Genomic DNA, 24,672 nt, shown 5'->3' with positions numbered 1-24,672 from the left:
GCGTCTTCTCTCGGACGTCGTGACGCGTTACGCTCGCTGCAAATCGCAATCAGCGTGACGCCCATGACCGATCTCATCATCCGCCCGATGCAGGCCCAGGAGATCGCGATCGCGGTCGATTGGGCGGCGGCCGAGGGCTGGAATCCCGGGCTTGGCGATGCCGCCTGCTTTGCCGCGCAGGACCCGGCCGGCTTCTTCATCGCCGAGCTGGATGGCGCACCGGTCGCGACCATCTCGACCGTCAATTACGGCTCGGGCTTTTCCTTCCTCGGCTTCTACATCGTGCGCGCCGATCTGCGCGGCCGCGGCTATGGCGTGAAGATCTGGCGCGCGGCGATCGCACATGCGGCCGGCCGCGTGATCGGGCTCGACGGCGTGGTGGCGCAGCAGGCGAATTACCAGAAGTCAGGGTTCAAGCTCGCCTATGCCAATGTCCGCTACGGCGGCACGGTCACCCCACCGCCTGCGCCGAAGGCCGGCATCATCGCGCTCCGCGACGTGCCGTTCGCGGCCATCGAAGCCGACGATGCGACGGTGTTTCCGGCGCCGCGGCCCCATTTCTTGCGCGCCTGGATCGATGCGCCCGGCCACATCGGCTGCGCGCTGATGCGCGACGGCCGGCTCAAAGCCTGGGGCGTGATCCGGCCCTGTCGCCAGGGCCGCAAGATCGGCCCGCTGGTGGCGGATGATCGCGCGAGCGCCGAAGCAGTGTTGTCGGCGTTGCTGGCCAGGAGCGGCGGCGGCGAGATCTTTCTCGACGTCCCCGCGATCAACCGCGACGCGGTGGCGCTGGCGCAGGACCTTGGCCTGTTGCCGGTGTTCGAGACCGCGCGGATGTACACCGGCGCAATCGCAGCCCTGCAGATCGGACGCGTATTCGGCGTCACGACATTCGAGCTTGGCTAAAGCGCGATGAGATTAGGTTGAATCGTCATCGCGCTTTAGCTCCTTGTTTGAGCATGATCTTTTCGGAAAACCGCTGCACACTTTTCCGGATCATGCTTTAAGTCTCTATTGCCGCGGACGCGAGGTCGCGCTTGGAGCAACGTTCGGCGCAGCCGCGAAATAGGGATTGGCGAAGCACTTGGCGGGACGCCCGGAGGCCGCCGCGTCGCACTGCGCCTTCGATGTGAAGCTGCAATCGATGTACTGCCCGCCATCCATCACGACGAGGTCCATGCACACGGGATAGCGCGGGTCATAGGTCTGGGCCTGTGCGGGAGCAGCCAAAAGCGCCGCGCCCGCGCCGATCATCACCGCCAATGTCATCCGCATCCCGACGCGCTCCGCACTGTCTCAGTTCGGTGCGATCTCTGCCGTCGAAGACGCCTCACGTCAATCGCATGCCCGGCGCAAGGCCGGGCATGACGCGTTTGTGAGATAGCCGCTCAATGACGCGCTACGACGCCGCCGCGTTGACCCGCGGCGCGTCGCGGTCGTTTTGCGCGATCTCCTCGGGCAGCCCGGCGAAGCGACGCAGCGCCTGCGCCATCTTCACGCGGCCGGCAACGCCGGTGATGATGACGTCGACCATGGTGAAGGACGAGTGGAACTGGCCGGACGCCTTCAACTGCTCGACCGGCACGCCGGCCTTCGCCAGCGCCTCGCCATAGGCAATGCCTTCGTCGCGCAGCGGATCGAACTCGCAGGTGACGATATAGGCCGGCGGCAAGCCCTCGAGCTTGCCGCGCAGCGGCGACACCCTGGGATCGGTGCGGTCGGCCGGCGAGCAGTAGATGTCCCAGAACCAGTACATCAGTCCGCGCGTCAGGAAATAGCCGGCAGCGTTGTCGACATAGGATTGACGATCGAAGCTGCAGTCGGTGACCGGGCACACCAGCAACTGGCCCGCGATCTGCGGCCCGCCGCGATCGCGCGCGAGCTGGCAGGTAACGGCCGCGATGTTGCCGCCGGCGCTCCAGCCCGCGACCAGCACCGGACCGGGCCGGCCGCCGAGCTCGTTGGTATGCTCGGCGATCCATTTCATCGCGGCGTAGCCGTCTTCGGCCGCCGCCGGGAAGCGATGCTCCGGCGCGTGGCGATAGCCGACGCTGACCACGATCATGCCGGTGCGCCGGCAGATGTCGCGGCAGAACGGATCGTCCGATTGCTCGTCACCGAGCACCCAGCCGCCGCCGTGGAAATAAACCAGGATCGGATGCGGTCCCGGCGTCGCCGGACGATAGAGCTTGTAGGGCAGCGGCCCCTCGGCGCCCTGCAACAGACCAGAACCGACTTCGCCGACCGGGCGTCCCGCGGGGCGGCCCTGGTTGAACGCGTTGAGGAAGTCGCGGGCGCCCTGCGCGCCCATGGTCTCGATCGGCGGCAGGTTCATCTCGCCGAGCATGTTGAGCACAAGGCGCACGTCGGGCTGCAGCCGCACCACCTCGCCGTCATTGCATTGCGCTTCGACATCAGGCCCGGTCAGCTTGAAGCCGAGCATGCCGCGGCTGACGACCTCGTTGCAGATGCTGCGATACGGACCGACGCCGCCCGTATAAGGCATCACGCCCTGCGGTTTGCCCGGCACGTTGGCGCCGGTGTACCAGGTGTTGGCGAGTCGATGCAGCGTCAGCGTGGCGCAGTCGGCCATGTGCCGCTCCCAGCCGGCTTGCGCCGTCTCGGTCGCTTCGAGGGTGGTGAAGCCGGCGTCACGTGTTGCCGCGAGGCGATCGACCACCCACTCGACATGCTGCTCGATCGACACGGCCATGTTCGACAGCACCGACGGGCTGCCGGGACCGGTGATCATGAACAGGTTCGGGAAGCCCGCGACAGTGAGGCCAAGATAGCTCTGCGGCCCGTGCGCCCACTCCTTCGACAGCGAGCGGCCGGCGCGGCCGGTGATCGGATGCACCGCCATGATCGCGCCGGTCATCGCATCGAAGCCGGTCGCGAACACGATGGCGTCGACATCGATGCTGCGCTTGTCGGTGGTGATGCCCGATGCGGTGATCGCCTTGATCGGCTCCTGCCGCAGATTCACCAGCGTCACGTTCGGACGATTATAGGTCGCATAGTAATTGGTATCGAGGCAGGGCCGCTTGGCACCGAAGGGATGATCGTGCGGTGTCAGCGCCGCCGCGATCTCGGGATCCTTGACCACCTCGTGGATCTTCTCGCGGATCAGATCCGCCACGATCTTGTTGCCGTCGACGTCGACGGCCTGGTCGGCCCAGAGCTGGGTCAGGATGTGGACGAGATCGCCGGCCGCCCACGCCTTCTCGAACCGCGCGCGGCGCTCGGCATCGCTGAGCTGCCAGCTCACCTCCATCTGCTGCGGATAGGGCACGCCCGCCATCGACCAGCGCGCCTGCTCGCGATAGGCGGCGCGGTCGGTTTCGAAATAGGTTCTGCGATCCTCCGGCGACGGGCCGTTGCCCGCGGGCAGCGCGAAGTTCGGCGTGCGCTGGAACACGGTGAGATGCGCGGCCTGCTCGGCGATAACAGGAATCGACTGGATACCCGACGATCCCGTGCCGATCACGGCGACGCGCTTGCCCTTGAGATCGACGCCCTCATGCGGCCAGCGTCCGGTGAAGTAAACGGGGCCCTTGAAATCCTTGACGCCGTCGATCTCCGGCGGTTTTGGCGCGGAGAGGCAGCCCGTTGCCATGATGTAGTAGCGGCAGGAGATGTCGCCGTGATCGGTCGACAGCTTCCAGTGCGCATGGGCGTCATCCCATGTCGCCTGCTTGACCTTGGTGCCGAAGCGGATGTCGCGCCGCAGATCGTAGCGATCGGCGACGAAGCCGAGATAGCGCAGGATCTCCGGTTGCGTGGCGTACTTCTCGGACCAGGTCCAGGCCTTGTCGAGCTCGGGATCGAATGTGTAGCTGTAGTCGATGGTCTGGATGTCGCAGCGCGCGCCGGGATAGCGGTTCCAGTACCAGGTGCCCCCGACATCGCCGGCCTCCTCCAGCACCACGGCCGAGAAGCCGGTCTTGCGCAGCCGGTGCAGAAGATAGAGGCCAGCGAAACCGGCGCCGACCACTGCAACGTCGACGGTTCGTTGCGTTGCATCCTTGTTCGCGTCCGAAGCCGTGCGCGCTGCGACTGCTGCGTCCACCATGCGATTCCTCCCGCGGGTTTTGATTATTGCGGAAGGCTAGTCCTGCGATCGAAGTTTGTCATCAGGACAAATTCAATCGGAGGTCGCTCTGGCACGATGTGCGTAGCGTGTGGACGCAAGTGGATCCAAGTGGATCGCATCACGAATTCCGCCCCTCATCCTGAGGAGCCCGCAAAGCGGGCGTCTCGAAGGATGCAGGCCCGAGGTGTGGCCTCATGGTTCGAGACGCGCGTTCCGCGCTCCTCACCATGAGGGCAAACTAGATCGACCGCATCAATCCGCCGTCGACGCGGATGTTCTGGCCGGTGATGTAGGCGGCACCCTCGCTCGCGAGGAACGCGATCGTTGCCGCGATCTCCTCCATCTTGCCATAACGCTGCATCGGCACGCTGGCGCGGCGCTCTTCGGTGGCGGGCAGGCTGTCGATCCAACCCGGCAGCACATTGTTCATGCGCATGTTGTGCGCAGCGTAGGCATCGGTGAACAATTTCGTGAACGCGGCGAGGCCGGCGCGAAACACCGCGGACGTCGGGAACTGCGCGCTCGGCTCGAACGCCCAGGCGGTGGAGATGTTGATCACGGCGCCGGACTTCTGCGCCTGCATGACAGGTGCGACCAACCGCGTCGGGCGGATCACATTCAAGAGATAAACATCGAGCCCGGTGTGCCACTGCTCGTCCGTCAGCTCCAGCACCGGCGCGCGCGGCCCGTGGCCGGCGCTGTTGACGAGCACGTCGATGCGCCCCCATTGCGCGATGACGCCGTCGACCGCGCGCTTGAGATCATCGTTGGAACGGTTCGATCCGGTGAAGCCGATGCCGCCGAGTTCTTTCGCCAGCGCCTCGCCCTTGCCCGACGACGACAGGATCGCGACGTGGAAACCATCCGCCGCGAGCCGCCGCGCTGCGGCCGCTCCCATGCCACTGCCGCCCGCGGTGACGAGCGCAACCTTGCCTGCTGCCATGATCAAACATCCCGTTGTGAGGACGGCGGGTTTGACCGACCCCAACGCCGGCCGTCAAGCCTTTACGGCAGTCAGGCTTTGGCCGCGACCGCCCTGGTCACCGCCGCAACCAGCTCGTCCGGCGAGAACGGCTTTTGCAGCAGGATGCTGCCGGGCACGCCCTTGGTCGGCCATTCGTCGCCGCCGCCGCCGGTGATGTAGATCACCGGAAAGGACGCATCGATCTCGCGGGCGCCGCGCGCCACCCGCCAGCCGTCGAGCCGGCCGAGCAGGCGGATGTCGACAACCAATGCGCGATATTTGGTGGTGAACGCCTTGAGCAGCGTCAGCGCCTCCTCGCCGGAGCCGGCGATCGCGGGCTCATAGCCGCCATCCGTCAGCGCGTCCTCCACGATCGACTGGAGTTGCCGGTCGTCTTCGATGACGAGAATGATCGGCCGATCCTGCAAAGCTTCCCCCTCAAACACGCGACTCGAATATCTCAGACAAAATGGGCAAGAAATAATGGCGCAAGTGGTACGACCTCAGGCAAAAAGCGGGCCGCGGCCTGATCAAGCACAAAGCCGCGGAAAAACCAGCCCCCACTTTGCGCTAATGCGGGTTTGTACGGAGGGCGGATTCTTGTTTTGACGCGTTTTCTTCACGCGAACCAGTGCCCGCTTCGCTTGAAAACGCTCTCCTATTCGTCCTCGAACTCGTCGTCGTCCTTGGCCTTGTACCGGGGATTTACGGGCTTCCGACCACCAAGCGAGCCCGTCACATAGGGCTCGCGGGAGCCCGCATAGGGGTTGCGGCCGGCAGCGCGGGCGGCGACCTCCTCGCCGGAGACGGCGGCCGGCTGGCAGATCGAGCGGCGACTGGCGCGGCGCATCAGGTCCACATGGATGTGGTCGTAGTGGTAGACGTTGGAGCCCGGTGCCAGCACGGTGTTGAACTGCTGGCAGGCCGCAGCCTGGATATCGCGCAGAAAGCCCTGCTCCTCGGGCAGGCCCTTCCAGCCGTCCTTGACCGAGATGCGGCGGCCGTCGGCCAGCGTGAAGGCGGCGATGTCCAGCGCATTGCCGAAGGCATGCTCGGAGATATGGGCATGCGGATTGCCGTTCATGCCGCGGCAGGAATAGGCCGAGATCTGCTTGATCTCGGCGACGCGGGTGCCGAACCAGCGCTGCGCTGCCGGCTGCACGGATTCACCGAGCCAGCGGTCGAGCGCGGAGACGATCGGGCATGCCAGCGTCGCCGTCGGCTTCACCGCGACGGGACCGACCGCCGCCACCGGCGAGCCGCTGGAGGGCCCGAGTCGTGGCGGCGCGCCCTGCGGCTGGGCGTAGGGCGCCGGCGAGTAAGGCGCCGCAGCGCGCTCGCGCGGCTGGCTCGACGGCAGGCCCGGATAGTAAGGACGGCCCTGCGGCTCGGGCGCGCCTTCGGCCGGCAGGTCGATCTCATCGTCCTGCGGCGCGACGCCGGGGGCGGTCAGCGAGACCGGTCCGCTCGACGGCGCGCCATAGCTCGGCTGCTGCGCGGAGTTGGAATAAGGCTGCGGCCGGCTCGGCTGCCGGTTGATCGGCCAATTCGGCTGGTTGCCGATCGCAGCCGGCGGACGCAAGTCGTCGGCAAAGCCGAACGCCGAATTGCCCTCACCGAGGGCTGCGACCTTGAGCGGGAATTCAGCCCCACAGGCGCCGGGGCCGGTGATGGGGTCGATCCGGACCAGGTCCGGCCCCTCCTTCACCGCACCGGATTTCAGACAAGCGACTTCGGCCTCGGCCCGCCACGGCTCGCGCTCGGCAGACTGAAACAGTCCGCGCCCACAACCAGCCAGCGAAACAAGGACGAAGGAGCCGACGAGATACAAACGAACTCCACGCGCCATCCGCGCAGGTTCGGCGAATTTATTTAAAGACTTGTCAACGCATTGATTTCACATCTCTTTAACCATGCGGCGGAACCCGGAGAGGCGTCGAGATGCGAGACGGACAGGAACACTGGCTTTTTAGGCGGGGAACGTTCTGCTAGGTTCGGCGTTAATGCGGGCACCGTTGTGAACCAAGGGAGCTTCTCAATGGACTTCGCGTCTCCTCTCATGAGCAGACTGAGCGTTGTAGCCGCGTACGTTGCCCTGGCCTTTGTCGGCGCCATCGTCCTCGGCGTCATCTAGCTTCCCGTTCAGATCAGGATAGCAAGCGCCCGGTGGCAGCCCCGCCGGGCGCTTTGCTGTCCGACCATCACTCGAAATTCGAGCAGCTCGAGCCGGTGATGCCGCCGAGCTTGAAGTCGTGGCACCACATGCCGGGATTGTCGGGGTCGGGATAGCCGTCGCGCTTGACGCGGACGGTGCGGCGGAAGCGCCAGCCGCGGGCGCGCATGCAATCCTTGTACTGGCGCGACGTCGGCTCGCCGTTCTGCGGCGCGCCGAACTGCATGTCGCAGACCGCGCCGTCGGCATGCAGCGCGTCGTCGCCGCGCTTCTGCTTCAGCGTGTTGTCGTAGATGTCGTTGTCGGCATGGGCCGCAAACGCGCTGCCGAGCAGCAGCAATGCGACCAGACTCAAGCGCTTCATGTTTGCCTCCTTCGCTTGCGTGGACCTCTGTCGGTCGCAAGCGAAGGCGAGCACGGTTCGATCGGGCTCGATTACAAATTGGACAGTTTGCGCGAACCGCCAGGGTTCGCGCTGTCCTCCGTCAGCTCGCGCAAGGCCTCGCGGCGACGCGCACGCCTTTCACCACCACGGCCAACTCCCTGCGGGCATCGGATTGCAATTCGTCGAGGGCAAAATAGCCGCGGCCGTAGGTCTCGCTCATCAGACGCACGATGCGATTGTCGTCGGTGGTGGTCCAGGCCTTGATCGCATAGCGCCTGGCGTCTTCGCCATAGGCCTGCTTGTAGGAGCTGACCTGCGCGTCACGCTGATAATAGTAATTGCTGACGGTGCGGATCAGCATCTCATGCCCTTCGGCCGTGCAGTAATTTGACCATGGCTCGTCGAGCGTCTCCAGCGTGCCCTTGCGCAGCATGTCACGGGCCGGCGCGTTGTAGCGCTCGTTGACCATCCATGGGTCCTGGCCTTGCCGGGTCGCCGAGTTGACGACCGGCGCGGTCGGGCCCGACGCATCGGGTGATGGAGGCCAGATGAAGGTGGCCGCGACGATGTTGGCGAGGAAGCAGCCGCCGATCACGTACAGGATCAGCTTCATCGCCGGCTCGCGGTCTGGCGCGCGATCAGGCAGGCCTCCTTGGGTTCGCTGGGCGGGCCATCGGTCCACACGAAGACGAAGTTGCGGAGCGCTCGCGGAAAATCGTCGAGTGAGATCCCGCCCTGATCCATTGCTGCGCGGGCGGCCTTACGCACATTGACGTCGGCTGGCGTCGTGAACGCTGCGGCACCGGCGTCCATTCTCAGGTCGTCGCGGGTCGGACAGCCGTCGACCCCGGGCCTGCAATACGCGATGTCGTGCCACGCCTGAGTGTAGTTCGTCAGCGCCTCGATCAGGTTCTTCCTGATCGTATCGTCGCAGGGCGACATACTGTAGGCGGTCGACGCCTGCAGCAGCTCCCTGCGGACCTTGTCGCGTGCCGCGTTGCCGTCGCTTTGATTGGTCTTGGAGTTGACCCAGTCGCGGCGCATGGCCTGCTTGGTCGTTTCTTCGAACGTCGGGATGCGGGAATCGGGCTTCAGCGGCACGACGCCGACGGTCATCACCGGAAAGCCCTTTCTGGCCCATGAGCCGCCGACGAAGATCAGCGCGAAAAGACCGAAAGCGAGCAGACCGAACCGCAAATTGCTCATGACCACACCCGAGGGAGCACAATCTCCCGTTGCGTTATCACGGCCAGACCTTAACAAGACCGCAGGAACCTCGCTTGGGGATGACGTGTGGATTTCGTCGTAACCAGCCAGTTACCAGCTGTGCGCAATTCATCCGGAAATTGTCGCGAGGCTACGATCGCGGTTCCATCGACTGCCGCTGCGTGATCACCCGCTGCGGTTTGCGCGCAACGCGCGTCCAGTCGGTGCCGGTGCAATAGAAGCGGCCGAGCGCGCAGGCTTCGACGCGCAGCCGCTCGGTGCCCTTGATCTCCATCGTGCCATAATACGTATCGCCGCTGTCGTGGCTGTAGACGCCGCCGCTCCACTGCGCATCACGCTTCGGCTTCATGTTGATCAGCACCGCCTCGCCCGTCGCATTCGACTCCGCATCGAGCCGATAGCCGCACAGCGCGCGGCCGCATGCGGCGATGCGGACAAATCCCTTTGGTCCGCTCTGCCAGTCGCCGATCGGGCCGTCGGCCGGCGCCTCCTCGATCTCCTGCGTGACGCGCGAGACGGGTGGCGCGGCGGGAGGTGCAGGACGAACGGGCTCGATGGGTGTGACATCCGGCGGCGGAGGTGGTGCGGCGAGCACGCGCGTCGGAGGCGGAGGTGGCGGTGCAGGTGGTGCAGCCACGACCTGCGGCGCGACAGCGATGGGCTGATAGACCGGCGCCGGCGGCAACGCCGCAACAGGCGGTGGAGCGATAGCAACCGGCGTGGATGCCGTTGCCGCGGGCACGGGTGCCGCGGTCCTCAGCGAACGCGAAGCATCGTCGTCATCCCGCCGCGAGGTGTCGGAGACGGACACGCAGGAACTCGAGCGGCAGCGCAGCGAATCGACGTGAATGCGATGCCCGCCGACCGAGAACGAGATGCCGTTGCCGGCATAAGCGGGCGCGCCGACCAGCAGCAGCGCGACCAGAGCAGTGTAGCGGTTCATCGAGGCCTCCCGGGATCGCAGGGAGACTAATGCGCGCGCGCTCGCGCCGATGTGATGCGCGTCACCGTGCCGTGCTCCCTCGGCAGCGTGACATGGGTCACGGAAGGGACGACCGGCCTCGCCTAGCTTCCGGGCCAAGTTCGACGCAACCGGCGCCCGCGCCGTTTCATCAGGAGGCACCCATGAAAAAGCTCGTCACGATCGCCGCGCTGCTGATGGCCACCGCGACCTCTGCCCACGCCGGCGGCGGCATCTCCTTTGAGATCGACGGCCAGCGCGTCCGCATCGAGGCGCCGCGCGGCTGCAATGCGCTGTCCTGCATCCGCATCCAGGCGCCCGGCTACAACGGCCGGATCGGCGACATCGACATGAAGGGCATCGGCTCCAAGAAGAACGATGACGACGACGTCGCCTACACGCCGCCGCCCCCGCCGCCCGCTCCCGCGCCGGCCCCGGCTCCGGTTCAGACCACCGCGCCGCAGCCGGCCACCACCTATGCTGCACCGGCTCCTGCCACGACCTATGCCGCGCCCGCCCCTGCCCCGGTTGCAGCCGCAGCGCCTGCGCCGGTCGAGGCAGCGCCCGCAGCCGCTCCGGTGCCTGCCCCCGTCGTCGCCCAGCCCGCGCCGCAGCCGGCGCCCGCGCAGGTCGCGGCAGTTCCGGCCACCGGCCCGATCGGCGTCTGGGCCACCGAAGAGAACAAGGGCAATGTCCGCGTCGAGCAGTGCGGCGCCAATCTCTGCGGCTACTCCGAGAAGACCAACGAGCGCATCCTGATCAACATGAAGGCGGACGGCAACAAGTGGAGCGGCCGCATTCGCGATCCCGACTCCGGCCGCAACTACGACTCGACGATCGTGATGAAGGGCCCGAATGCGATGCGCGTGCAGGGCTGCGCCTTCGGCGGCATGTTCTGCGGCGGCCAGACCTGGAAGCGCGTCAGCTGATCAACACTCTTTGACTGCAACACGCGAAGGCCCTGTGGTTCGCCACAGGGCCTTCTTCGTTTTGACGCGAGAGGCTTCAGCTCGCTTCAGCGAACCGCACCTCGCCATTGTTCAGGAAGCACGTCTTGCTGAACAGGCTGAGGTCCAGCGGGTTCGGCAATCGGACGTCGCCGAGATCGGGACACGGCTTCTTCGCCGGATCGTAGGCGCGATCGATCTGGGAGATGAAGACGAAGATCAATCCGCGATCCCGCGCGAACGCCCGCAGCGCGCGGACCTGAACCATCAAATCCGGATTCTCGCGCCGCTGGTCGAGCAGCTGCAGATAATCCACGACCACCAGCGTGCCGCGCGGCGCGTCCACCAGTTGCCTGACGATGTAGTCCGCACTGATCGCATCCGAATTGTCGAACGCGAACAGACCGGCAAACGCCTCGCGCGCCACGCCGATGTCGCGGAAGCGATCCAGCATGTCCCGCTCGGTATATTCCAGCGTGAAGAACACACCGGGACTGCCAGCCTTCATCGCCTGCACCGCAAGCTCCAGGCTCATCAGCGTCTTGCCCTGCCCGGGCCGCGCGCCGAGCAATACGAGATCGCCGGGCGCAAGATGGGCGAACAGCTTTTCGGCGGGTGACGTCGCCGCCGCCTTGGCCGCCAGCAGGCTCCAGCTGGCTAAGCCTTCAAGCCGGGCAAGACGATCGAGCGCCTCATGCAGCGGGATGTGGTCGGAACGGGAGAGCAGCCTGGCTTTGCGCTTCAAGGCATAAAGGGGCGCAGACAGCTTCATGACAAGAACCTCCTATCGCGAGCAATGATCGCAACCCCTCCTTATGCTCGTGCCCGAACAGTTGGTTCGCTGTGTGAGATGGTCCCGCATGAAAAATGCTTTCCCATTGGAGGGAGGAGGCGTGGACCGCGCCGGAAACGACCCTAGCCGATTCCCTCGCTTCAAGCGACGCCCGTGAGGGGGTATAGACAGTTCCGTCACAGGCCATCGCTGGTACGACCGGAATGAAAGACTTCCTCAACGCCGCAAAGCTGCTGCTGCTCGACCTGGCGTCGACGCTGTTCTTCCTGCTGGTCTATCTCCTGACCCACAACACGCTGCTCGCGGTTGGCCTCGGCATCGCGCTCGGCCTCGTCCAGATCGGCAGCCAGATCGTCCGCGGCCGGACCATCCACAGCATGGAGTGGCTGAGCCTGTTCCTGATCGTCACGGCAGGTAGCGCGACGCTGCTGACGCACGATCCGCGCTTCGTGCTGCTGAAACCGAGCGTGATCTACGCGATCGTCGGCGCCGTGATGTGCAAGCCCGGCTGGCTGAACCGCTACCTGCCCGCCATCGCGCAGAAGGTGGTGCCTGACATCGCGATCAAGGTCGGCTTCCTGTGGGCCGGCCTGATGTTCGTCTCGGCAGCCGTGAACGCGATCGTCGCCGTGACCTGTCCCCTCGAGACCTGGGCCATCGCGATGCCGATCTACGGCATCGTCAGCAAGGTCGTGGTGTTCGGGGCCGGTTTCGCGATTCTCCGCATCATCGCCGGCCGCCGCATCCGCGCCATGCCGGAGGGTGAGCGCGACGCGCTCCTGATCGCCGCCGGGCGGAAGGTGGCGACGACATGAGGACTGCTGCGATAGAGACGTCCTGCTCGAGAATTCCCGTTGCAGAACCCGCAACTGATCAAGACATTGTGGGGCTCCTTGCGTCGGCGCACAACTTTGGATAGCGTGCGCACGCCATGATGATCAGCACACTCGACATCGCTTCGGTTTTCTTCCTGCTGAGCCGCTAACGGCTCGCTCGCGCCTTTGCGGGCAGGAAGTAGAGATCGTCCCCGCGCAACAAGTGCTTGCGGGCGACGTCTTGTCATCGAATGCGCCAGGCCTGGCAGATCGTGCGACGAGCCCTGCAGGCGCTGTCATGTAGAGAAAGCCCTGTCATGCCCCTTTTATCCGATGACCAGCTGCGCACATTCGCAGAGCGCGGCTCAGTGGTTATTCCAGATGTCATTCCGCAACCGCTGATCAAGGCGGCGATGCAGCGGATCGACCAGTTGATTGAACGAAGTCCACCGCCCGCCGACCGTCACGGATTTCATTTCTATTGGGAGGCGATTGAGGCCGATCCCGATCCGTTGGTGGCGCTGCTGCAAGACAGCCCGGCATGGGAGACCATCAAGAGCCTGATCGCGCCCCTCGTTCTGGCCGAGCCGGAGCAAGTCCAGGTCTCGCTGAATATTCCGGTCTGGAATCACCGCCCGGGCGGGCCGCATATCGACGGACTCACGATTCCTGAACCAAGTGGGCGTCCTGGAACGTTCACCGTGCTGGCCGGGATATTCCTGACCGACCAGACGGCGACCGATATGGGCAATCTGTGGGTCTGGCCCGGCTCGCACCACATCGCGGCGGCCTATCTGCGCGAGCACGGGCCTGATGCGCTGTTCGATATCGTACACCCGACCTACCCGATGGCCTCACCCGAACAGGTCCTGGGGCGGGCCGGCGACCTCTTCCTTGGACACTACTTGCTTGGTCACAACATGGGTGGGAACATGTCTGCGGTGATCCGGCGCGTCGTCTATTTCCGCCTTCGGGCGGAGGACCATCGGAAGCGATGGCAAGCCTGCGTCCAGGATCCGTTGCTGGAATTTGAGCCTGCACGGATCGCTCTCGACCGCGCACGGTGACGATCGAAAAGGACAAGGGCGCGACATAGGCCCGCCCTTGTTCAGATCAGTTGCTTTGAGCCAAGGACGATTGCGGTAACAGCGCATGTCCTGATGGTTAACGACGGCGACGAAACAAAACCCGCTCGCGACGAAACCGTTTTGCGGACCGGACGAAGAATTGCGGAAACCGAACGCCCCTAGTGATCTGCCCTGACGACGCGCCGCGTTGACGCGACCAACTCTAAGGGGACACACGATGGCTTTCACTGCTTCCGCACTTCGTCATGGCAAACTGCTGGTCGCGACCGCCTTTGCATTCGGCCTGCTGACCACGGTGTCCCATGCCTACACGCAGGAGCAGCAGCAGATGTGCACGGGCGACGCGATGCGGCTGTGCGGCGACGCCATTCCCGACGTCGACCGCGTCACCGCCTGCATGATCCGCCAGCGCGCACTCCTCAGCGACGGCTGCAAGGCCGTGTTCCGCTACGAGCCGCCGGCCGCGGCACAGCCCGCGAATTACTCGCCGGCGAAGGCCACCAAGCCGCTCAACATCACGCCGCACAAGCGCGGCTAAAGAATTCCTTATACCACAACGCAAGCGCCGCGCTCTTCAGAGACGCGGCGCTTGATCGTTTTCGTCTGCCATGACAACAAGGCAAATTCATTCATTCGGCATTCAGCCTGAGATGGCTCAAGTGCCGATCCCATCCTTTGCTCTTCCCGGGACGTCATGGTGATGCGGCGCAGGTTGTCATTGGCGCTTCTGCTTGGAGCGGGCCTCGCGCTCGCGGGCGTCTCCAATCTTTTTGCCGCACCGGAGCTGACACTGTTCGCACAAGCGCAACCGGCGCCAACCGCCACTCCGGCTCCGGCCGCAACGCCAGCACCTTCTGCAACACCCGCACCCGCAGCAACGCCTGCACCTGCCGCCGACGCGCAACCCGCGGCGCCCGAGCCGATCGGCAACGTCGCAACGCTGACCGGCAGCGCCACCGTCACCCGCAACAAGACCACCACGCCGCTGCAGATCCGTGACGACATCTTCGCCGACGACGAGGTCGCGACCGCGGCGAGCTCGACACTCGGCATCACCTTCAACGATTCCACGACCTTCAACCTGAAGGCCAACGCCAGGATCAAGATCGACCACTACATCTATGAGGACGGCGGCAAGCAGAATGGCGCGCTGTTCGATGTCGCCAAGGGCACCGTGGCGTTCGTCGCGGCCGCGGTTGCCAAGACCGGCGACATGCGGATCTCGACGCCGACGGCTACGCTTGGCATTCGCGGCACCACCGGCCTGATCGACGTGCCCGAGGGCGCGACCGCGACCAGCAACAATGTCGGCATCAAGCTCTATCCCGACGCCGACGGCAAGGTCGGCCGCATCGAGGTCAACGACCGCAGCGGCGCATCGCTCGGCGTGCTGTCGCGCGGCGCCAGCGGTTTTACGATCCGTCCCGGCGGCGTCGGCGGCGCGCGCTTCGCGGCCGTGCCACTGACGATCTCGCCGCAACAGGTCGCGCGCGACCAGGGTTTTGTGCGGATGGTGCACACCGCGCAGAATCTCGGCCGCCAGGTCGTGACCGAGCAGCGCGACTTCCGCCGCACCAATCCGGATTTCCGTCGCGGCAACCCGGCCGCACCCTATCCGAACCGCGGCCAGCCGGCGCAGCCGAACCGTCAGCAGCAGCCGAACGCCCTGCCCGGCCAGAACCGCACCGGTCCGCAAGCACCGGGTCAACCGAACCGCCCGGGTCAACAGCAGCAACAGCCCGGCCAGCCAAACCGTCCGGGGCAGCCGAACCAACCGGGCGCGCCGGGCCGGCAAGGCCAGCAGCAGCCGGGCACGCCACAGCGCGGCGATTCACACAGCCTGCCCGGCCAACCCGGCGGTGCCGCGCTGCCGAACGCGCCGGGCGTTCACACGCAGACCGGCCAACAGGGTGGACAGACGCCCGCTGGACAGACTCGCACGGGCCAGACGCCGGCCGGGCAGCAGCCCACAACCCGTCAGGGCGGCACGCCACAACAAGGCGGACAGCTACCCGGGACGCGCCAAGGCCAAGGTCAAGGTCAGGGCGGCACGCCGCAACAGGGCGGACAGCTCCCCGCCGCGCGGCAAGGCGGTGCATTGCCATCAGGTACGCCGCAGCCGCCGACCGGCGCACGGCCATCAGGCGCTCCGCAGCAGGGTGGCGTTGTGCCGCCAGCCGCGACTCCGCCGGCACAACCGCGTCAAGGTCTTCAGCAGGTCGCACCGGCTACGATGCCGCCTGGCTTGCAGCGACCGGGACTGCAGAATCGTCCGGGCGTGCTGCAGCGACGCGCACCACCACCGGCTCCGCGCGCAGCCAAGCCGAAGGACGAAAAGAAGCGCTACTGAGGCGCACAACGGTCTAACCCCTCATACTGAGGAGCCCGCGAAGCGGGCGTCTCGAAGGACGAGGCCACGGTCGGGCCTCATGGGTTCGCCCGGCGATGCGAAGCATCGTCCGGAGACGCGCTTCGCGCTCCTCACCATGAGGGGTTAGTGTGGCGCGCGGCTCAGCCAATCTCTGACGCGCTGGACGAAGCTGCGGCGCGGAGCTTTCACCGCAATCGCGGCTTCGATCGCGACCTGCTTGGCCGGCGCCGCGCTCGGCGCGTCGACCGACGCCGCCTGCAGCGCGATCGGCCCGACATTTTCCAGGAACGCCCGCTCGTGATCGCGCGACAGCCGCTTCACCGCGCGCTCGAGCGGCAGCCACTCCACCGCGCGCACGTCGCTCATCAGCTTGCGCACCGGTTCGCCCCGCGCCTCCATCCGCCAGTAATGCACCACCTTGGTGCGCCCGCCGGCGTCGTAGGCCAGCGTGCCCAGGAATTCATGCACCGCCACCGCGTGGCCGGTCTCTTCCAGCACCTCGCGTTCGGCCGCGGCGCGCGGCGTCTCGCCGTCGTCGAGCTTGCCCTTCGGCAGCACCCATTCATTGCGCTTGCGCAGGCGCACGACGGCAAACAGCGGCGCACTCTCACGCCGCAGCACAATGCCTCCCGCCGCCAACACCGGCGCCCGCGCCATCTCTGTCTCCAAATGGATTTGCGATCGTCACATGACGACCGCCCCATATAAAGAGAGACGACGCGAAAAGCGAGGTCAGGCGGAGCGCATTAAAGGCGTGGTACTCATGAACGTCGGCTTCCAGCAATGCAGCGGAAGTTGCCCGGTTCGGTCGTCATCGCCGGCATGCCCCGCAACGGACAAGCGGCGCTTCACTTGGCAAACCCGGTCACTGTTTGCAGGGCCAAGCTTTCCGAAATGCCTGTATCGCCAGGTCCTCTATATCCAGTTGAGTCTTGTCCGGATTATCATTGAGATATTTGACAAAAATGTTTGTTGCCTGAGTGACATGCGTGCCGTCCGGAGGACAGAACGCGTCTCGTTCCTCCAGTCTTCGGCCGAGTAGAAGAATTGCTCTCACGACCCCCATACAATGTAACGCCATTGCGGACTCGTATTCTGTTTTTGGCCCATCAACCGCAGACTGGCAGCTTGCTTTGATGTCTTTGCCGCTCACGATTGGCTGAGCGAAGGACTGCACCAGCAAGGCAATCATGATTGATATTGCTAAAGCGACGGCCTTCATTTCGAACTAAGCTCCTGTCCTCATCATGAGCTTAGTGGCGTTGTCCATTTGGAAAGTTCATCGCTCCATTAGGAACTCCGCGACCGCCTGCTCGCAACTGATCTGCAGAATGACGATGGCGGACGCCGGTAGATCGCCCGAAACTCGTCATTGAAGCGCCGCACACTGCCGAAGCCGGCCGAGAACGCGATCTCGGCCAACGGCATGTCGGTCTCATCGATCAAACGCTTCGCCCGCTGCACGCGCCGCGTCGCGGCGAGTTCGCTCGGACTTGCGCCGACATGACGCATGAACAGGCGCAGCAGATGACGCGGCCCGACGCCGAGCGCGGTCGCAAGGTCAGCGACCGACTCCCGATCCAGATAGCCGGCATCGATCATGCGGACGCCGCGCGCCACCGTCGTTGCCGTCCCCATCCAGGCCGGCGATCCCGGCGCCGCTTCCGGCCGACAACGCAGGCACGGGCGAAACCCAGCACGCTCCGCCGCGGCCGCCGTTGCGTAGAAGGTGACATTCTCCGAGCGCGCGGGACGCACCGGGCAAACCGGGCGGCAATAGATCCGCGTCGAGCGCACGCCCGAGAAGAACATGCCGTCAAAACTGCGATCACGCGCCAGCCGCGCGCGGTCGCATGTCGCCCAATCGAGGTGCGGCGGAAGTGCGATCTGATGCGCGGGGATCACGGCCATGCCGAAACCTAGCTGCATCGTCGCTCGCGGAGTAGCCGGAATCGGACCGGATCGGGGGACGAAGTCCGATTCCAGCCAGCACGATCAACTGGCTCGAGCGATCCTGTGGGGCGCCCGACAGGAGTCACCATGAGTCAGCAAGTATCCGACGCGCGGTTCCAGACCGCAGATCGACGTCAGTCAAAACTCGCATTCGAGATTGGCTTGCTGATGGCGCTGGCGCTGATCTGGGGGAGCTCCTTCACCTTGATCAAGCTCGCGCTGGAAGCAATCCCGCCGCTGACCATCACCGCCGTGCGCGTCACCATCGCAGCACTTCTTCTGATCGCGATCACGAAATTCAATGGATTCTCCCTGCCCCGCGAGCGCAGCACCTGGGGTGCATTCCTGGTGCAGGGACTGCTGCAGAGCGCCCTGCCGTTCACGCTGATCAACTGGGGCGAACGGCACATCACGAGCGGCCTCGCCGGCGTGCTGAACGCGACGCCTCCGATCTTCGTGCTGTTGATCGCAGCGGCAACATCGCATGGTCGGCAGCGTATCACGTTGCAGAAGGCTTTAGGCGCGGTGATCGGCCTCGCCGGCGTGTTGGTCACGATCGGCTTCCACTCACTCGGGGACGTCCGGATGGCGGCACCCTTGGCGCAGATCGCGGTGCTCGGCGCCAGCCTCTGCTATGCGCTGGCGCCGATCTGGGGACAGCGCTTTTCGAGCCTGCCGCCGATCGTCACCGCAGCCGGCGCGATGAGCGCCGCCGCAGCGTTGATGTTGCCGGCGGCCTTGATCGTCGAACGCCCGAACGCCTCCGCCCTGACCTTGAACGCGATCCTCGCCGTCATCGTGCTCGCAGTCCTGTGCACGGCCGTCGCGATGACCATCTACTTCCGCCTCGTGCATACGCTTGGGCCGCTCGGAACCACCAGCGGCAGCTATCTGCGCGCCGGCTTCGCTGTCTCGCTCGGCATTCTCTTCCTCGGCGAAGCCTTCAACTGGTCGACAATCGCCGGCATGGCGCTGATCATCGTGGGCGTGATCGCCGTAACCGTGCCGTTGCAATGGATACGCCGCGAGCGCTGATCGTTCAGCGCGCCTCCGCTGCAACGCCTCGCCGCTCTTCATGTGTGACGTTGGACACGCCGCCGCGCGATGCGTTCTCCTAGGGTCGCAGTCAGGTGGTTCGCTGGTGAACCATGACAAAGGGACCGAAAACATGCGCACGCGTTTCCTCGTTGCTCTCACGATTGGCTTTGTTTCGATGACCTCCGCGAACGCCGAGGTGATCGTCAGGGATCATCGTACACCCCCGGTGGTGCGCGACCATCGGACCCAGCCGGTGGTGCGTGATCATCGCACTGGGCCAATCGTTCGCGACCATCGCACAAGCACCGTCGTGGTCCGCGACCATCGGTGACAGGCTTGCGGGGCCGGATCAAACATCCGGCTCCGCCTCAGCTTCCGAAGCAAAGGCGGACGTGACGAATTTCTGAGCGCCTTGTTTCACGCATTTTCGTCACGAACCCATTCACTCCAAAACACTATGACGGCTTCCGCAGCAGCGCCTCGCCGCATTTGATCCGCGCTCCCTCGGCGACACTGTCCGCGAACTCGAAATGATCAGGCGCCAGCACGATGATGGTCGAGCCGTGCTCGAACCAGCCGAGCTCGTCGCCCTTCTTCGCTCGCGCATCGCAGGTGAAGTCGACCGGGCCGCGCGTTTGCGCGTTCAGGGTGCGGTCGAGGAAATGCAGGCGGAGGCTGGCGACGAGGATGGCGGCGACCGGCACCAGCGTCAGCGCTTCGCCCGTGGAGAGCTTTGCGCGCAGCACGGCGCGCTCGTTCTTGCAGAACAGGCGCTCGACCCGCTTCAGCGCGATCGGATTGACGTTCCAGACGTCGCCATGGATGAACGTGACCTTGTCGATCGCCATGTCATAGGGCGCGTGGAAGCGGTGATACATGCTCGAGGTCAGCCGCAGCGTGACGAACCGGCCGTTGCGGTGCTGCTCGACGAGGGCGGGATCGCCGAGCAGATCGAGCAGCGAATACGGTGCGCCCTTGATCTGGAACAGTTTGGTGTCCTCGATCTGGCCATGCGCGCCGATGATCGCATCCGAGGGGCTCGCGATCACGGACGGATCAGGATCGACCGGGCGCAGGCCGGGCTTCAGCTCGCGGGTGAAGCAATCGTGAAGACTTTTGAACTCGGTCTTCTTCGCCTCGGACACGTCGAGGTCGGAGAACAACCGCCAGAAGGCAATCGAGGCATCGCGCACGAGCGGGTTCTCGATCCTGGAGAACCAGCCCATGAAACGGGTGATCGCGGCCCGCGGAATCCGGTTGGTGAGCAGGAAATTGAGGTCCTCCTGCTGGGTGAAAGCCGAGATCAGGCCCTTGACTGTCATGAATCTGTTAGCCTGTGACGCTAGCGCTTCTGTCATGGATTCATCCCTTCCGATTCTCTCGCTGTCCGCCGCCGCGCTTGCCGGCGCCGCCGCAGCCTTCCCCAAGGTCAAAGCCCGTCTCGCGCTGTCGCGGGCCAAGCACCGCTCGCTGACCGGGCATTCCAAGATGTCGAAGATGGTGGCGCGGCTGGTGCCGCACTACGAATTCGACATCGACGAGTTCTTCCGCTCGGACGGCGCGCCGCCCGAGATCGCGGTGCAGCGGCAGGACGCGTTCTTTCGGCTGGCCCGCCTCTACGCCGAGCGCTACCCGAAGGGGCGCGCGCTGACCGGCGAAGTGTCGCAGCGCATCTCCGACCTGCAGTTCACCGAATCCTACCGCGTGCCGTTCCAGTACAGCCGCCTGGTGCGCGAGCATCTTGCGACCAGCGCCTTCATGGAGGCGTCCAGCGGCGTCACCGTCACCGATCTCGACGGCAACACCTTCTACGACCTGACCGGCTCCTACGGCGTCAACATCTTCGGCAACGACTTCTACAAGGAGTGCATCGCGGCCTCCGAGAAGCGCGCGCATGCGCTCGGTCCCGTGCTCGGTCCCTACCACCCCGTGATTGCCGAAAACGTCAAGCAGCTCTGCGAGATCTCCGGTCTCGACGAGGTCTCGTTCCACATGTCCGGCACCGAGGCCGTGATGCAGGCGGTGCGGCTGGCGCGCTACCACACCAAACGCACGCATCTGGTTCGCTTCGCCGGCGCCTATCACGGCTGGTGGGGCGACGTGCAGCCCGGCGTCGGCAATCCGGTCTCGCCGCACGAGACCTACACCCTCGCCGACATGTCCGAGAAGACACTGCACGTGCTGCGCACCCGGAACGACATCGCCTGCGTGCTGGTCAATCCGCTGCAGGCGCTGCATCCGAATTCCAATGCGCCCGGCGATTCCGCGCTGGTCGACTCGTCCCGCGGCAGCCGCTACGACCGCGCCGCCTACACCGCATGGCTGAAGCAGCTGCGCGAGGTCTGCAGCGAGCGCGGCATCGTGCTGATCCTCGACGAAGTCTTCGTCGGCTTCCGCATTGCCGCCGGTGGCGCACAGGACTATTTCGGCATCAAGGCCGACATGGTCACCTACGGCAAGAGCCTCGCCGGCGGGCTGCCGGTCGGCGCGGTCTGCGGCCGCAAGGAGCTGATGCGCCGCTTCCGCGACGATCGTCCCGCCGACATCTGCTTTGCCCGCGGCACCTTCAATTCGCATCCCTATGTGATGACGGCGATGGACGAATTCCTCAGCCGCCTCGCCAGCCCGAACTTCCGCGCCGTCTACAACGGCCTCGACGAGACCTGGAACGGCCGCGCCCAGGCGCTCAACGATCGGCTCGCCGCACAGGGCCTGCCGGTCCGCGTCGGCAACCTGTCCTCGATCTGGACGGTGCATTACACCGAGCCGTCCCGTTACAACTGGATGCTGCAATACTATCTGCGCGCCGAGGGGCTGGCGCTGAGCTGGGTCGGCACGGGACGCCTGATCTTCACGCTGAACTTCACCGACGCCGATTTCGCGGAAGTCACCGAGCGCTTCGTCACGGCTAGCGACAAGATGAAGCGCGACGGCTGGTGGTGGCAGAAGCCGGGCCAGACCAACAAGACCATCAAGCGGCAGATCCTGAAGGAGATGCTGGCGGTGAAGTTCGGGCGCTGAAGTCCGGCGCCGCTGCCTCATCCCCTCTCCCCGCTTGCGGGGAGAGGGTCGGGGTGAGGGGGAGTCTCCGCATACGCAGTCAGAGTTGGACTCGCGGAGAGTCCCCCTCACCCGGATCGCATCTCCGATGCGATCCGGCCTCTCCCCGCAAGCGGGGAGAGGCGAAGAAAGCGCGCGGCTCGCAGCTAGCTTCAATCTCTTCACTTAGGTCCCAAGACGTGGATGCCCGGGACAAGCCCGGGCATGACGTTCGTTTCGACGATACAGCGCGATCGATCAGGCGTGCTTGACGTGCTTCTCGAGGCCGGGATCGATCAGCTCGCCCTTCATCAGGAACAGCGGCGCCTTGTGATAGAGCTTCAAATCGTTGAAGGGGTCGGTGATGATCTTGGTCATCCAGACGAGGCCGGTCTCGACGTCGCGGATGAAAAACAGGTGCACGGTGCGGAACAGCAGGCCGCCGATGCCGACCACGAGCCAGATCTTCGCGACCTGACGGGCGAAGTCAGCAAAGGTCACCCACGGCTTGAACAGGCCGAACAGGGTCGGATCGAAGTACAGCACGACGGGCGAGAGCGCCCAGATCGCCATCAGCACGACCTTGCGCTGCAAATTATAGCCGACCTTGATGTCTTCCTTGTGCTCGTGGGTCGCCTGGTTGACGTGGTCGTAGCCCTTCGGCTCGAAGAAGAAGTGACCGGCCTGGCGCGAGGTCATCGAGACCAGCCAGCCGACCAGCGCCGAGATCACGGGATCGAAGAACAGCATCACATAGGCGAACAGGAAGCTCAGCGCGCTGACGAAGTGCAGGCTCTGATTGATGCGGCTGTGGTGATAATAGCGATGGTCGTCCCAACGCTGGGTACGCAGCTCTTGCAGGAAGTTCTGGATCATTGGTTCCCCCAACATCTTTCGGGAATAGGTTTACAGGGATTCGATGTCGTCGCTGTGACATCATCATAATGACATATGACAGCGTGGAGCGGCGCGTTGACGCAATTGGCTTTCGCGCGCCTCAGGCCGCCTTCGCGACGTCGACCTTACGGAATCGCACCAGCGAGAAGTGACCGAGCGGCGGGATCAGGCGGCGCTCGGCGAGCTCCATGCCGCGCGCGCCGGAAAGCCATTTGGCATAGCGCGACCAGGCGAACTCGGCCGTCCTGAAACCAAGGGGCCGCACCACCGGCTGCAGCTTCTGCTCGATGAAGCGGCGGATGCCTTCGTCGGCGCTGACCCGGGTCAGGATGATCAGCTCGCCGCCGGGACGCAGCACGCGGGCGAATTCGTCGAGCGCGACCTCCGGATTCGGCACCGCGGTGACGACATACTGCGCCATCACGACGTCGAAGGAATTGTCGGGGAATTCGAGCTTCTCGGCGTCCATCACCGCAAGCCCCTCGACATTCTTCAGCCCGAACTCGCTGACGCGCTTCCTCGCCTTGTCCAGCATCGCCTCGGAGATGTCGGTGCCGAAGATGCGGACATGCGGCGCATACAGCGGCAGCGAGATGCCGGTGCCGACGCCGACCTCGAGCACGCGGCCGCCGAGCTTGTTGGTGGCCTCGATCGCCGCATTGCGCCCCTTCTTGAACACGCCACCGAACACGAGGTCATAGACCGGCGCCCAGCGGTCATAGGCCTGCTCGACCGTTTCGCGATCGAAGTCCAGCGGACGGTTGGCGTCGAGCTTGATGATATCTGCCATGGATGGTCTCTCGTCTCTCTCGTTCGAAGTTTGTTTGAAGCCTTAGTTTGGAACCGCAGTCCGGCCCGCGACGCGCGGGGTCGGCCGCAGCACACGGCTCGGCTGCAACGCCGCCAGATTGCCGATGAACTGACGCGCACTGTTTTCCCAGGAACGCTCCAGCGCGAAGTTGCGGCAGGCCTCGCGCGACATCGTCAGCGCGCGCAAGCAGGCCTTGCGCAGGTCGTGGTCGATCGCACCGATCGGATGATCGGCGATCACGTCCTTCGGTCCCGTCACCGGGAATGCCGCGACCGGCGTGCCGCAGGCCAGCGCCTCGAGCTGCACGACGCCGAACGTGTCGGTGAGACTCGGGAACACGAAGACGTCGGCGGCGGCGAGATGCGCGGTGAGGTCCGCGCCCTTCTTCTCGCCGAGGAACACCGCGGTCGGATATTTGTGTTGCAGCGCCGCCCTCTGCGGGCCGTCGCCGACCACGACCTTGGTGCCGGGCAGATCGAGCGACAGGAACGCGTCGAGATTCTTCTCCACCGCCACGCGGCCCATGGTCATGAAGATCGGCCGCGGCAGGTCGAGAGCTACCGGCGCATCCGGATTGAACAGCTTCGTATCGACGCCGCGGGTCCAGAAGCCGAGCTTGCGGAAGCCGCGCCCGGCGAGCTCGTGGCGCAGCGAGTCGGTCGCGACCATCGTCATCGACGCGGCGGCGTGGAAGTGGCGCAGCACGGCGTAGCCGACGCTGTCCGGAATGCCCGTGCGCACCGAGACGTATTCCGGAAAACGCGTGGTGTAGGACGTGGTGAATGCGAGCTTGTGGCGGCGGCAATAGGCGCGCACCATCCAGCCGATCGGCCCTTCGGTTGCGATGTGGATCGCTTCGGGCGCGACCGCCTCGATCCGCCGCGCGATCTCGCGCCGGTTCGGCAGCGCCACGCGCAGCCCCGGATAGGTCGGCACGCCGACGGAGGCGAAGCCCTCGGGCGTCAGAAAGTTAATGTCGACGCCGAGCGCTTCCGCGCTCCGCGCCAGGGATGTCAGGGTCCGGACCACGCCGTTGACTTGCGGGTGCCAGGCATCGGTTGCAACGAGGATGCGCATTGCAGGAGATCCAAATCGTTAATTTTGATTCTGCTCGCAC

The 24,672-nt window shown here is 65.2% G+C and carries 26 protein-coding genes; 9 read left to right on the top strand and 17 right to left on the bottom strand.

Annotated elements, in window-relative coordinates; all coding sequences use genetic code 11:
- Nucleotides 1-63 precede the first annotated feature (63 nt).
- On the top strand, nucleotides 64-906 hold the full coding sequence (locus JQ604_RS21120) for a GNAT family N-acetyltransferase (protein ID WP_212360952.1): 843 nt from the start codon (nucleotides 64-66) through the stop codon (nucleotides 904-906).
- A 105-nt stretch (nucleotides 907-1,011) separates the two neighbouring features.
- Here JQ604_RS21120 and JQ604_RS21115 read toward each other — a convergent pair whose 3' ends face one another.
- The 9 genes from JQ604_RS21115 to JQ604_RS21075 all read right to left on the bottom strand — a co-directional run bounded on the left by JQ604_RS21115 (nucleotide 1,012) and on the right by JQ604_RS21075 (nucleotide 9,785).
- Nucleotides 1,012-1,275 (bottom strand): DUF3551 domain-containing protein, encoded by a 264-nt coding sequence (locus JQ604_RS21115; protein ID WP_212360948.1) that lies wholly within the window; start codon nucleotides 1,273-1,275, stop codon nucleotides 1,012-1,014.
- A gap of 124 nt (nucleotides 1,276-1,399) precedes the next feature.
- Complete coding sequence (locus JQ604_RS21110) at nucleotides 1,400-4,072, bottom strand: flavin-containing monooxygenase (RefSeq protein WP_212360945.1); 2,673 nt, start codon at nucleotides 4,070-4,072, stop codon at nucleotides 1,400-1,402.
- 259 nt (nucleotides 4,073-4,331) lie between these two features.
- Entirely contained in the window at nucleotides 4,332-5,036 is a 705-nt protein-coding gene (locus tag JQ604_RS21105; RefSeq protein WP_212360944.1) for an SDR family oxidoreductase, read from the bottom strand.
- A 71-nt stretch (nucleotides 5,037-5,107) separates the two neighbouring features.
- A complete protein-coding gene (locus tag JQ604_RS21100) occupies nucleotides 5,108-5,485 on the bottom strand; it encodes a response regulator (protein ID WP_212360939.1) in 378 nt (125 codons plus the stop codon).
- A 230-nt stretch (nucleotides 5,486-5,715) separates the two neighbouring features.
- Nucleotides 5,716-6,906: an extensin-like domain-containing protein gene (locus tag JQ604_RS21095; RefSeq protein WP_212360936.1), complete on the bottom strand. Its 1,191-nt coding sequence runs from the start codon at nucleotides 6,904-6,906 to the stop codon at nucleotides 5,716-5,718.
- A 352-nt stretch (nucleotides 6,907-7,258) separates the two neighbouring features.
- Complete coding sequence (locus JQ604_RS21090) at nucleotides 7,259-7,594, bottom strand: hypothetical protein (protein WP_212360932.1); 336 nt, start codon at nucleotides 7,592-7,594, stop codon at nucleotides 7,259-7,261.
- Nucleotides 7,595-7,715: 121 nt separating this feature from the next.
- A complete protein-coding gene (locus JQ604_RS21085; RefSeq protein WP_212360927.1) occupies nucleotides 7,716-8,228 on the bottom strand; it encodes a hypothetical protein in 513 nt (170 codons plus the stop codon).
- On the bottom strand, nucleotides 8,225-8,821 hold the full coding sequence (locus JQ604_RS21080; RefSeq protein ID WP_212360923.1) for a hypothetical protein: 597 nt from the start codon (nucleotides 8,819-8,821) through the stop codon (nucleotides 8,225-8,227). The genes JQ604_RS21085 and JQ604_RS21080 overlap by 4 nt, the downstream gene beginning before the upstream one ends.
- Nucleotides 8,822-8,972: 151 nt before the next feature.
- Nucleotides 8,973-9,785 (bottom strand): DUF2147 domain-containing protein, encoded by an 813-nt coding sequence (locus tag JQ604_RS21075; protein ID WP_212360920.1) that lies wholly within the window; start codon nucleotides 9,783-9,785, stop codon nucleotides 8,973-8,975.
- 182 nt (nucleotides 9,786-9,967) lie between these two features.
- Between JQ604_RS21075 and JQ604_RS21070 the strand changes: the two genes are divergently transcribed.
- Nucleotides 9,968-10,732, top strand: coding sequence for a DUF2147 domain-containing protein (locus tag JQ604_RS21070; protein WP_212360916.1), 765 nt, complete (start codon nucleotides 9,968-9,970; stop codon nucleotides 10,730-10,732).
- A 76-nt stretch (nucleotides 10,733-10,808) separates the two neighbouring features.
- Here the strand turns inward: JQ604_RS21070 and JQ604_RS21065 are convergent, their stop codons facing one another.
- Nucleotides 10,809-11,522 (bottom strand): DNA helicase, encoded by a 714-nt coding sequence (locus JQ604_RS21065; protein ID WP_212360912.1) that lies wholly within the window; start codon nucleotides 11,520-11,522, stop codon nucleotides 10,809-10,811.
- Nucleotides 11,523-11,746: 224 nt separating this feature from the next.
- On the opposite strand from JQ604_RS21065, the gene JQ604_RS21060 reads away from it, so the two are divergent.
- From JQ604_RS21060 to JQ604_RS21045, 4 genes are all read left to right on the top strand, one after another.
- Entirely contained in the window at nucleotides 11,747-12,358 is a 612-nt protein-coding gene (locus JQ604_RS21060; protein ID WP_212360908.1) for an inner membrane-spanning protein YciB, read from the top strand.
- A gap of 251 nt (nucleotides 12,359-12,609) precedes the next feature.
- The gene (locus JQ604_RS21055; RefSeq protein ID WP_212360904.1) at nucleotides 12,610-13,425 is read left to right on the top strand and encodes a phytanoyl-CoA dioxygenase family protein; all 816 of its coding nucleotides are present in this window, start codon (nucleotides 12,610-12,612) and stop codon (nucleotides 13,423-13,425) included.
- 238 nt (nucleotides 13,426-13,663) lie between these two features.
- The gene (locus tag JQ604_RS21050; protein ID WP_249158532.1) at nucleotides 13,664-13,984 is read left to right on the top strand and encodes a hypothetical protein; all 321 of its coding nucleotides are present in this window, start codon (nucleotides 13,664-13,666) and stop codon (nucleotides 13,982-13,984) included.
- A 180-nt stretch (nucleotides 13,985-14,164) separates the two neighbouring features.
- Nucleotides 14,165-15,796 (top strand): FecR domain-containing protein, encoded by a 1,632-nt coding sequence (locus JQ604_RS21045; protein ID WP_349631126.1) that lies wholly within the window; start codon nucleotides 14,165-14,167, stop codon nucleotides 15,794-15,796.
- A gap of 144 nt (nucleotides 15,797-15,940) precedes the next feature.
- Here the strand turns inward: JQ604_RS21045 and JQ604_RS21040 are convergent, their stop codons facing one another.
- The 3 genes from JQ604_RS21040 to JQ604_RS21030 form a co-directional block, all read right to left on the bottom strand.
- Nucleotides 15,941-16,474 carry an NUDIX hydrolase gene (locus JQ604_RS21040; RefSeq protein WP_212360894.1) on the bottom strand — a complete coding sequence of 178 codons (534 nt, stop codon included), beginning with the start codon at nucleotides 16,472-16,474 and terminating at the stop codon, nucleotides 15,941-15,943.
- Between the two features lie 208 nt (nucleotides 16,475-16,682).
- Entirely contained in the window at nucleotides 16,683-17,039 is a 357-nt protein-coding gene (locus JQ604_RS21035) for a Rap1a/Tai family immunity protein (RefSeq protein WP_212360889.1), read from the bottom strand.
- Nucleotides 17,040-17,107: 68 nt separating this feature from the next.
- Nucleotides 17,108-17,728 carry a bifunctional transcriptional activator/DNA repair enzyme AdaA gene (locus JQ604_RS21030; protein WP_212361494.1) on the bottom strand — a complete coding sequence of 207 codons (621 nt, stop codon included), beginning with the start codon at nucleotides 17,726-17,728 and terminating at the stop codon, nucleotides 17,108-17,110.
- A gap of 129 nt (nucleotides 17,729-17,857) precedes the next feature.
- Here JQ604_RS21030 and JQ604_RS21025 point away from each other — a divergent pair, with 129 nt between their 5' ends.
- A complete protein-coding gene (locus tag JQ604_RS21025; protein WP_212360886.1) occupies nucleotides 17,858-18,805 on the top strand; it encodes a DMT family transporter in 948 nt (315 codons plus the stop codon).
- Nucleotides 18,806-18,938: 133 nt separating this feature from the next.
- Nucleotides 18,939-19,139 (top strand): hypothetical protein, encoded by a 201-nt coding sequence (locus tag JQ604_RS21020; RefSeq protein WP_212360882.1) that lies wholly within the window; start codon nucleotides 18,939-18,941, stop codon nucleotides 19,137-19,139.
- Nucleotides 19,140-19,263: 124 nt separating this feature from the next.
- Here JQ604_RS21020 and asd read toward each other — a convergent pair whose 3' ends face one another.
- Complete coding sequence (gene asd / locus JQ604_RS21015; protein ID WP_212360878.1) at nucleotides 19,264-20,130, bottom strand: archaetidylserine decarboxylase; 867 nt, start codon at nucleotides 20,128-20,130, stop codon at nucleotides 19,264-19,266.
- A gap of 34 nt (nucleotides 20,131-20,164) precedes the next feature.
- Between asd and JQ604_RS21010 the strand changes: the two genes are divergently transcribed.
- Nucleotides 20,165-21,829, top strand: a complete 1,665-nt coding sequence (locus tag JQ604_RS21010) for an aminotransferase class III-fold pyridoxal phosphate-dependent enzyme (protein WP_212360875.1) — start codon at nucleotides 20,165-20,167, stop codon at nucleotides 21,827-21,829.
- 276 nt (nucleotides 21,830-22,105) lie between these two features.
- Here the strand turns inward: JQ604_RS21010 and JQ604_RS21005 are convergent, their stop codons facing one another.
- The 3 genes from JQ604_RS21005 to JQ604_RS20995 all read right to left on the bottom strand — a co-directional run bounded on the left by JQ604_RS21005 (nucleotide 22,106) and on the right by JQ604_RS20995 (nucleotide 24,632).
- The gene (locus tag JQ604_RS21005; protein ID WP_212360871.1) at nucleotides 22,106-22,723 is read right to left on the bottom strand and encodes a hypothetical protein; all 618 of its coding nucleotides are present in this window, start codon (nucleotides 22,721-22,723) and stop codon (nucleotides 22,106-22,108) included.
- A 121-nt stretch (nucleotides 22,724-22,844) separates the two neighbouring features.
- On the bottom strand, nucleotides 22,845-23,534 hold the full coding sequence (locus tag JQ604_RS21000) for a class I SAM-dependent methyltransferase (RefSeq protein ID WP_212360868.1): 690 nt from the start codon (nucleotides 23,532-23,534) through the stop codon (nucleotides 22,845-22,847).
- Between the two features lie 42 nt (nucleotides 23,535-23,576).
- The gene (locus JQ604_RS20995) at nucleotides 23,577-24,632 is read right to left on the bottom strand and encodes a glycosyltransferase family 4 protein (RefSeq protein ID WP_212360864.1); all 1,056 of its coding nucleotides are present in this window, start codon (nucleotides 24,630-24,632) and stop codon (nucleotides 23,577-23,579) included.
- Between the last annotated feature and the right edge of the window lie 40 nt (nucleotides 24,633-24,672).

It is taken from the genome of Bradyrhizobium jicamae (genome assembly GCF_018130695.1).
Taxonomy (GTDB): Bacteria; Pseudomonadota; Alphaproteobacteria; order Rhizobiales; family Xanthobacteraceae; genus Bradyrhizobium; species Bradyrhizobium jicamae_B.
The sequence above is the reverse complement of the archived record's forward strand: the minus strand, read 5'-3'. Positions and strand labels throughout refer to the sequence as shown.

Bases quoted from the DNA above. Each gene is read 5' to 3' on its own strand.
- JQ604_RS21035 (WP_212360889.1), bottom strand. From the start codon at position 17,039: ATGAAGGCCGTCGCTTTAGCAATATCAATCATGATTGCCTTGCTGGTG.
- JQ604_RS21120 (WP_212360952.1), top strand. From the start codon at position 64: ATGACCGATCTCATCATCCGCCCGATGCAGGCCCAGGAGATCGCGATC.
- JQ604_RS21020 (WP_212360882.1), top strand. From the start codon at position 18,939: ATGCGCACGCGTTTCCTCGTTGCTCTCACGATTGGCTTTGTTTCGATG.
- JQ604_RS21025 (WP_212360886.1), top strand. From the start codon at position 17,858: ATGAGTCAGCAAGTATCCGACGCGCGGTTCCAGACCGCAGATCGACGT.
- JQ604_RS21095 (WP_212360936.1), bottom strand. From the start codon at position 6,906: ATGGCGCGTGGAGTTCGTTTGTATCTCGTCGGCTCCTTCGTCCTTGTT.
- JQ604_RS21110 (WP_212360945.1), bottom strand. From the start codon at position 4,072: ATGGTGGACGCAGCAGTCGCAGCGCGCACGGCTTCGGACGCGAACAAG.
- JQ604_RS21090 (WP_212360932.1), bottom strand. From the start codon at position 7,594: ATGAAGCGCTTGAGTCTGGTCGCATTGCTGCTGCTCGGCAGCGCGTTT.
- JQ604_RS21000 (WP_212360868.1), bottom strand. From the start codon at position 23,534: ATGGCAGATATCATCAAGCTCGACGCCAACCGTCCGCTGGACTTCGAT.
- asd (WP_212360878.1), bottom strand. From the start codon at position 20,130: ATGACAGTCAAGGGCCTGATCTCGGCTTTCACCCAGCAGGAGGACCTC.
- JQ604_RS21075 (WP_212360920.1), bottom strand. From the start codon at position 9,785: ATGAACCGCTACACTGCTCTGGTCGCGCTGCTGCTGGTCGGCGCGCCC.
- JQ604_RS21115 (WP_212360948.1), bottom strand. From the start codon at position 1,275: ATGCGGATGACATTGGCGGTGATGATCGGCGCGGGCGCGGCGCTTTTG.
- JQ604_RS20995 (WP_212360864.1), bottom strand. From the start codon at position 24,632: ATGCGCATCCTCGTTGCAACCGATGCCTGGCACCCGCAAGTCAACGGC.
- JQ604_RS21055 (WP_212360904.1), top strand. From the start codon at position 12,610: ATGCGCCAGGCCTGGCAGATCGTGCGACGAGCCCTGCAGGCGCTGTCA.
- JQ604_RS21050 (WP_249158532.1), top strand. From the start codon at position 13,664: ATGGCTTTCACTGCTTCCGCACTTCGTCATGGCAAACTGCTGGTCGCG.
- JQ604_RS21010 (WP_212360875.1), top strand. From the start codon at position 20,165: ATGGATTCATCCCTTCCGATTCTCTCGCTGTCCGCCGCCGCGCTTGCC.
- JQ604_RS21040 (WP_212360894.1), bottom strand. From the start codon at position 16,474: ATGGCGCGGGCGCCGGTGTTGGCGGCGGGAGGCATTGTGCTGCGGCGT.
- JQ604_RS21070 (WP_212360916.1), top strand. From the start codon at position 9,968: ATGAAAAAGCTCGTCACGATCGCCGCGCTGCTGATGGCCACCGCGACC.
- JQ604_RS21060 (WP_212360908.1), top strand. From the start codon at position 11,747: ATGAAAGACTTCCTCAACGCCGCAAAGCTGCTGCTGCTCGACCTGGCG.
- JQ604_RS21085 (WP_212360927.1), bottom strand. From the start codon at position 8,228: ATGAAGCTGATCCTGTACGTGATCGGCGGCTGCTTCCTCGCCAACATC.
- JQ604_RS21105 (WP_212360944.1), bottom strand. From the start codon at position 5,036: ATGGCAGCAGGCAAGGTTGCGCTCGTCACCGCGGGCGGCAGTGGCATG.
- JQ604_RS21080 (WP_212360923.1), bottom strand. From the start codon at position 8,821: ATGAGCAATTTGCGGTTCGGTCTGCTCGCTTTCGGTCTTTTCGCGCTG.
- JQ604_RS21065 (WP_212360912.1), bottom strand. From the start codon at position 11,522: ATGAAGCTGTCTGCGCCCCTTTATGCCTTGAAGCGCAAAGCCAGGCTG.
- JQ604_RS21030 (WP_212361494.1), bottom strand. From the start codon at position 17,728: ATGGCCGTGATCCCCGCGCATCAGATCGCACTTCCGCCGCACCTCGAT.
- JQ604_RS21005 (WP_212360871.1), bottom strand. From the start codon at position 22,723: ATGATCCAGAACTTCCTGCAAGAGCTGCGTACCCAGCGTTGGGACGAC.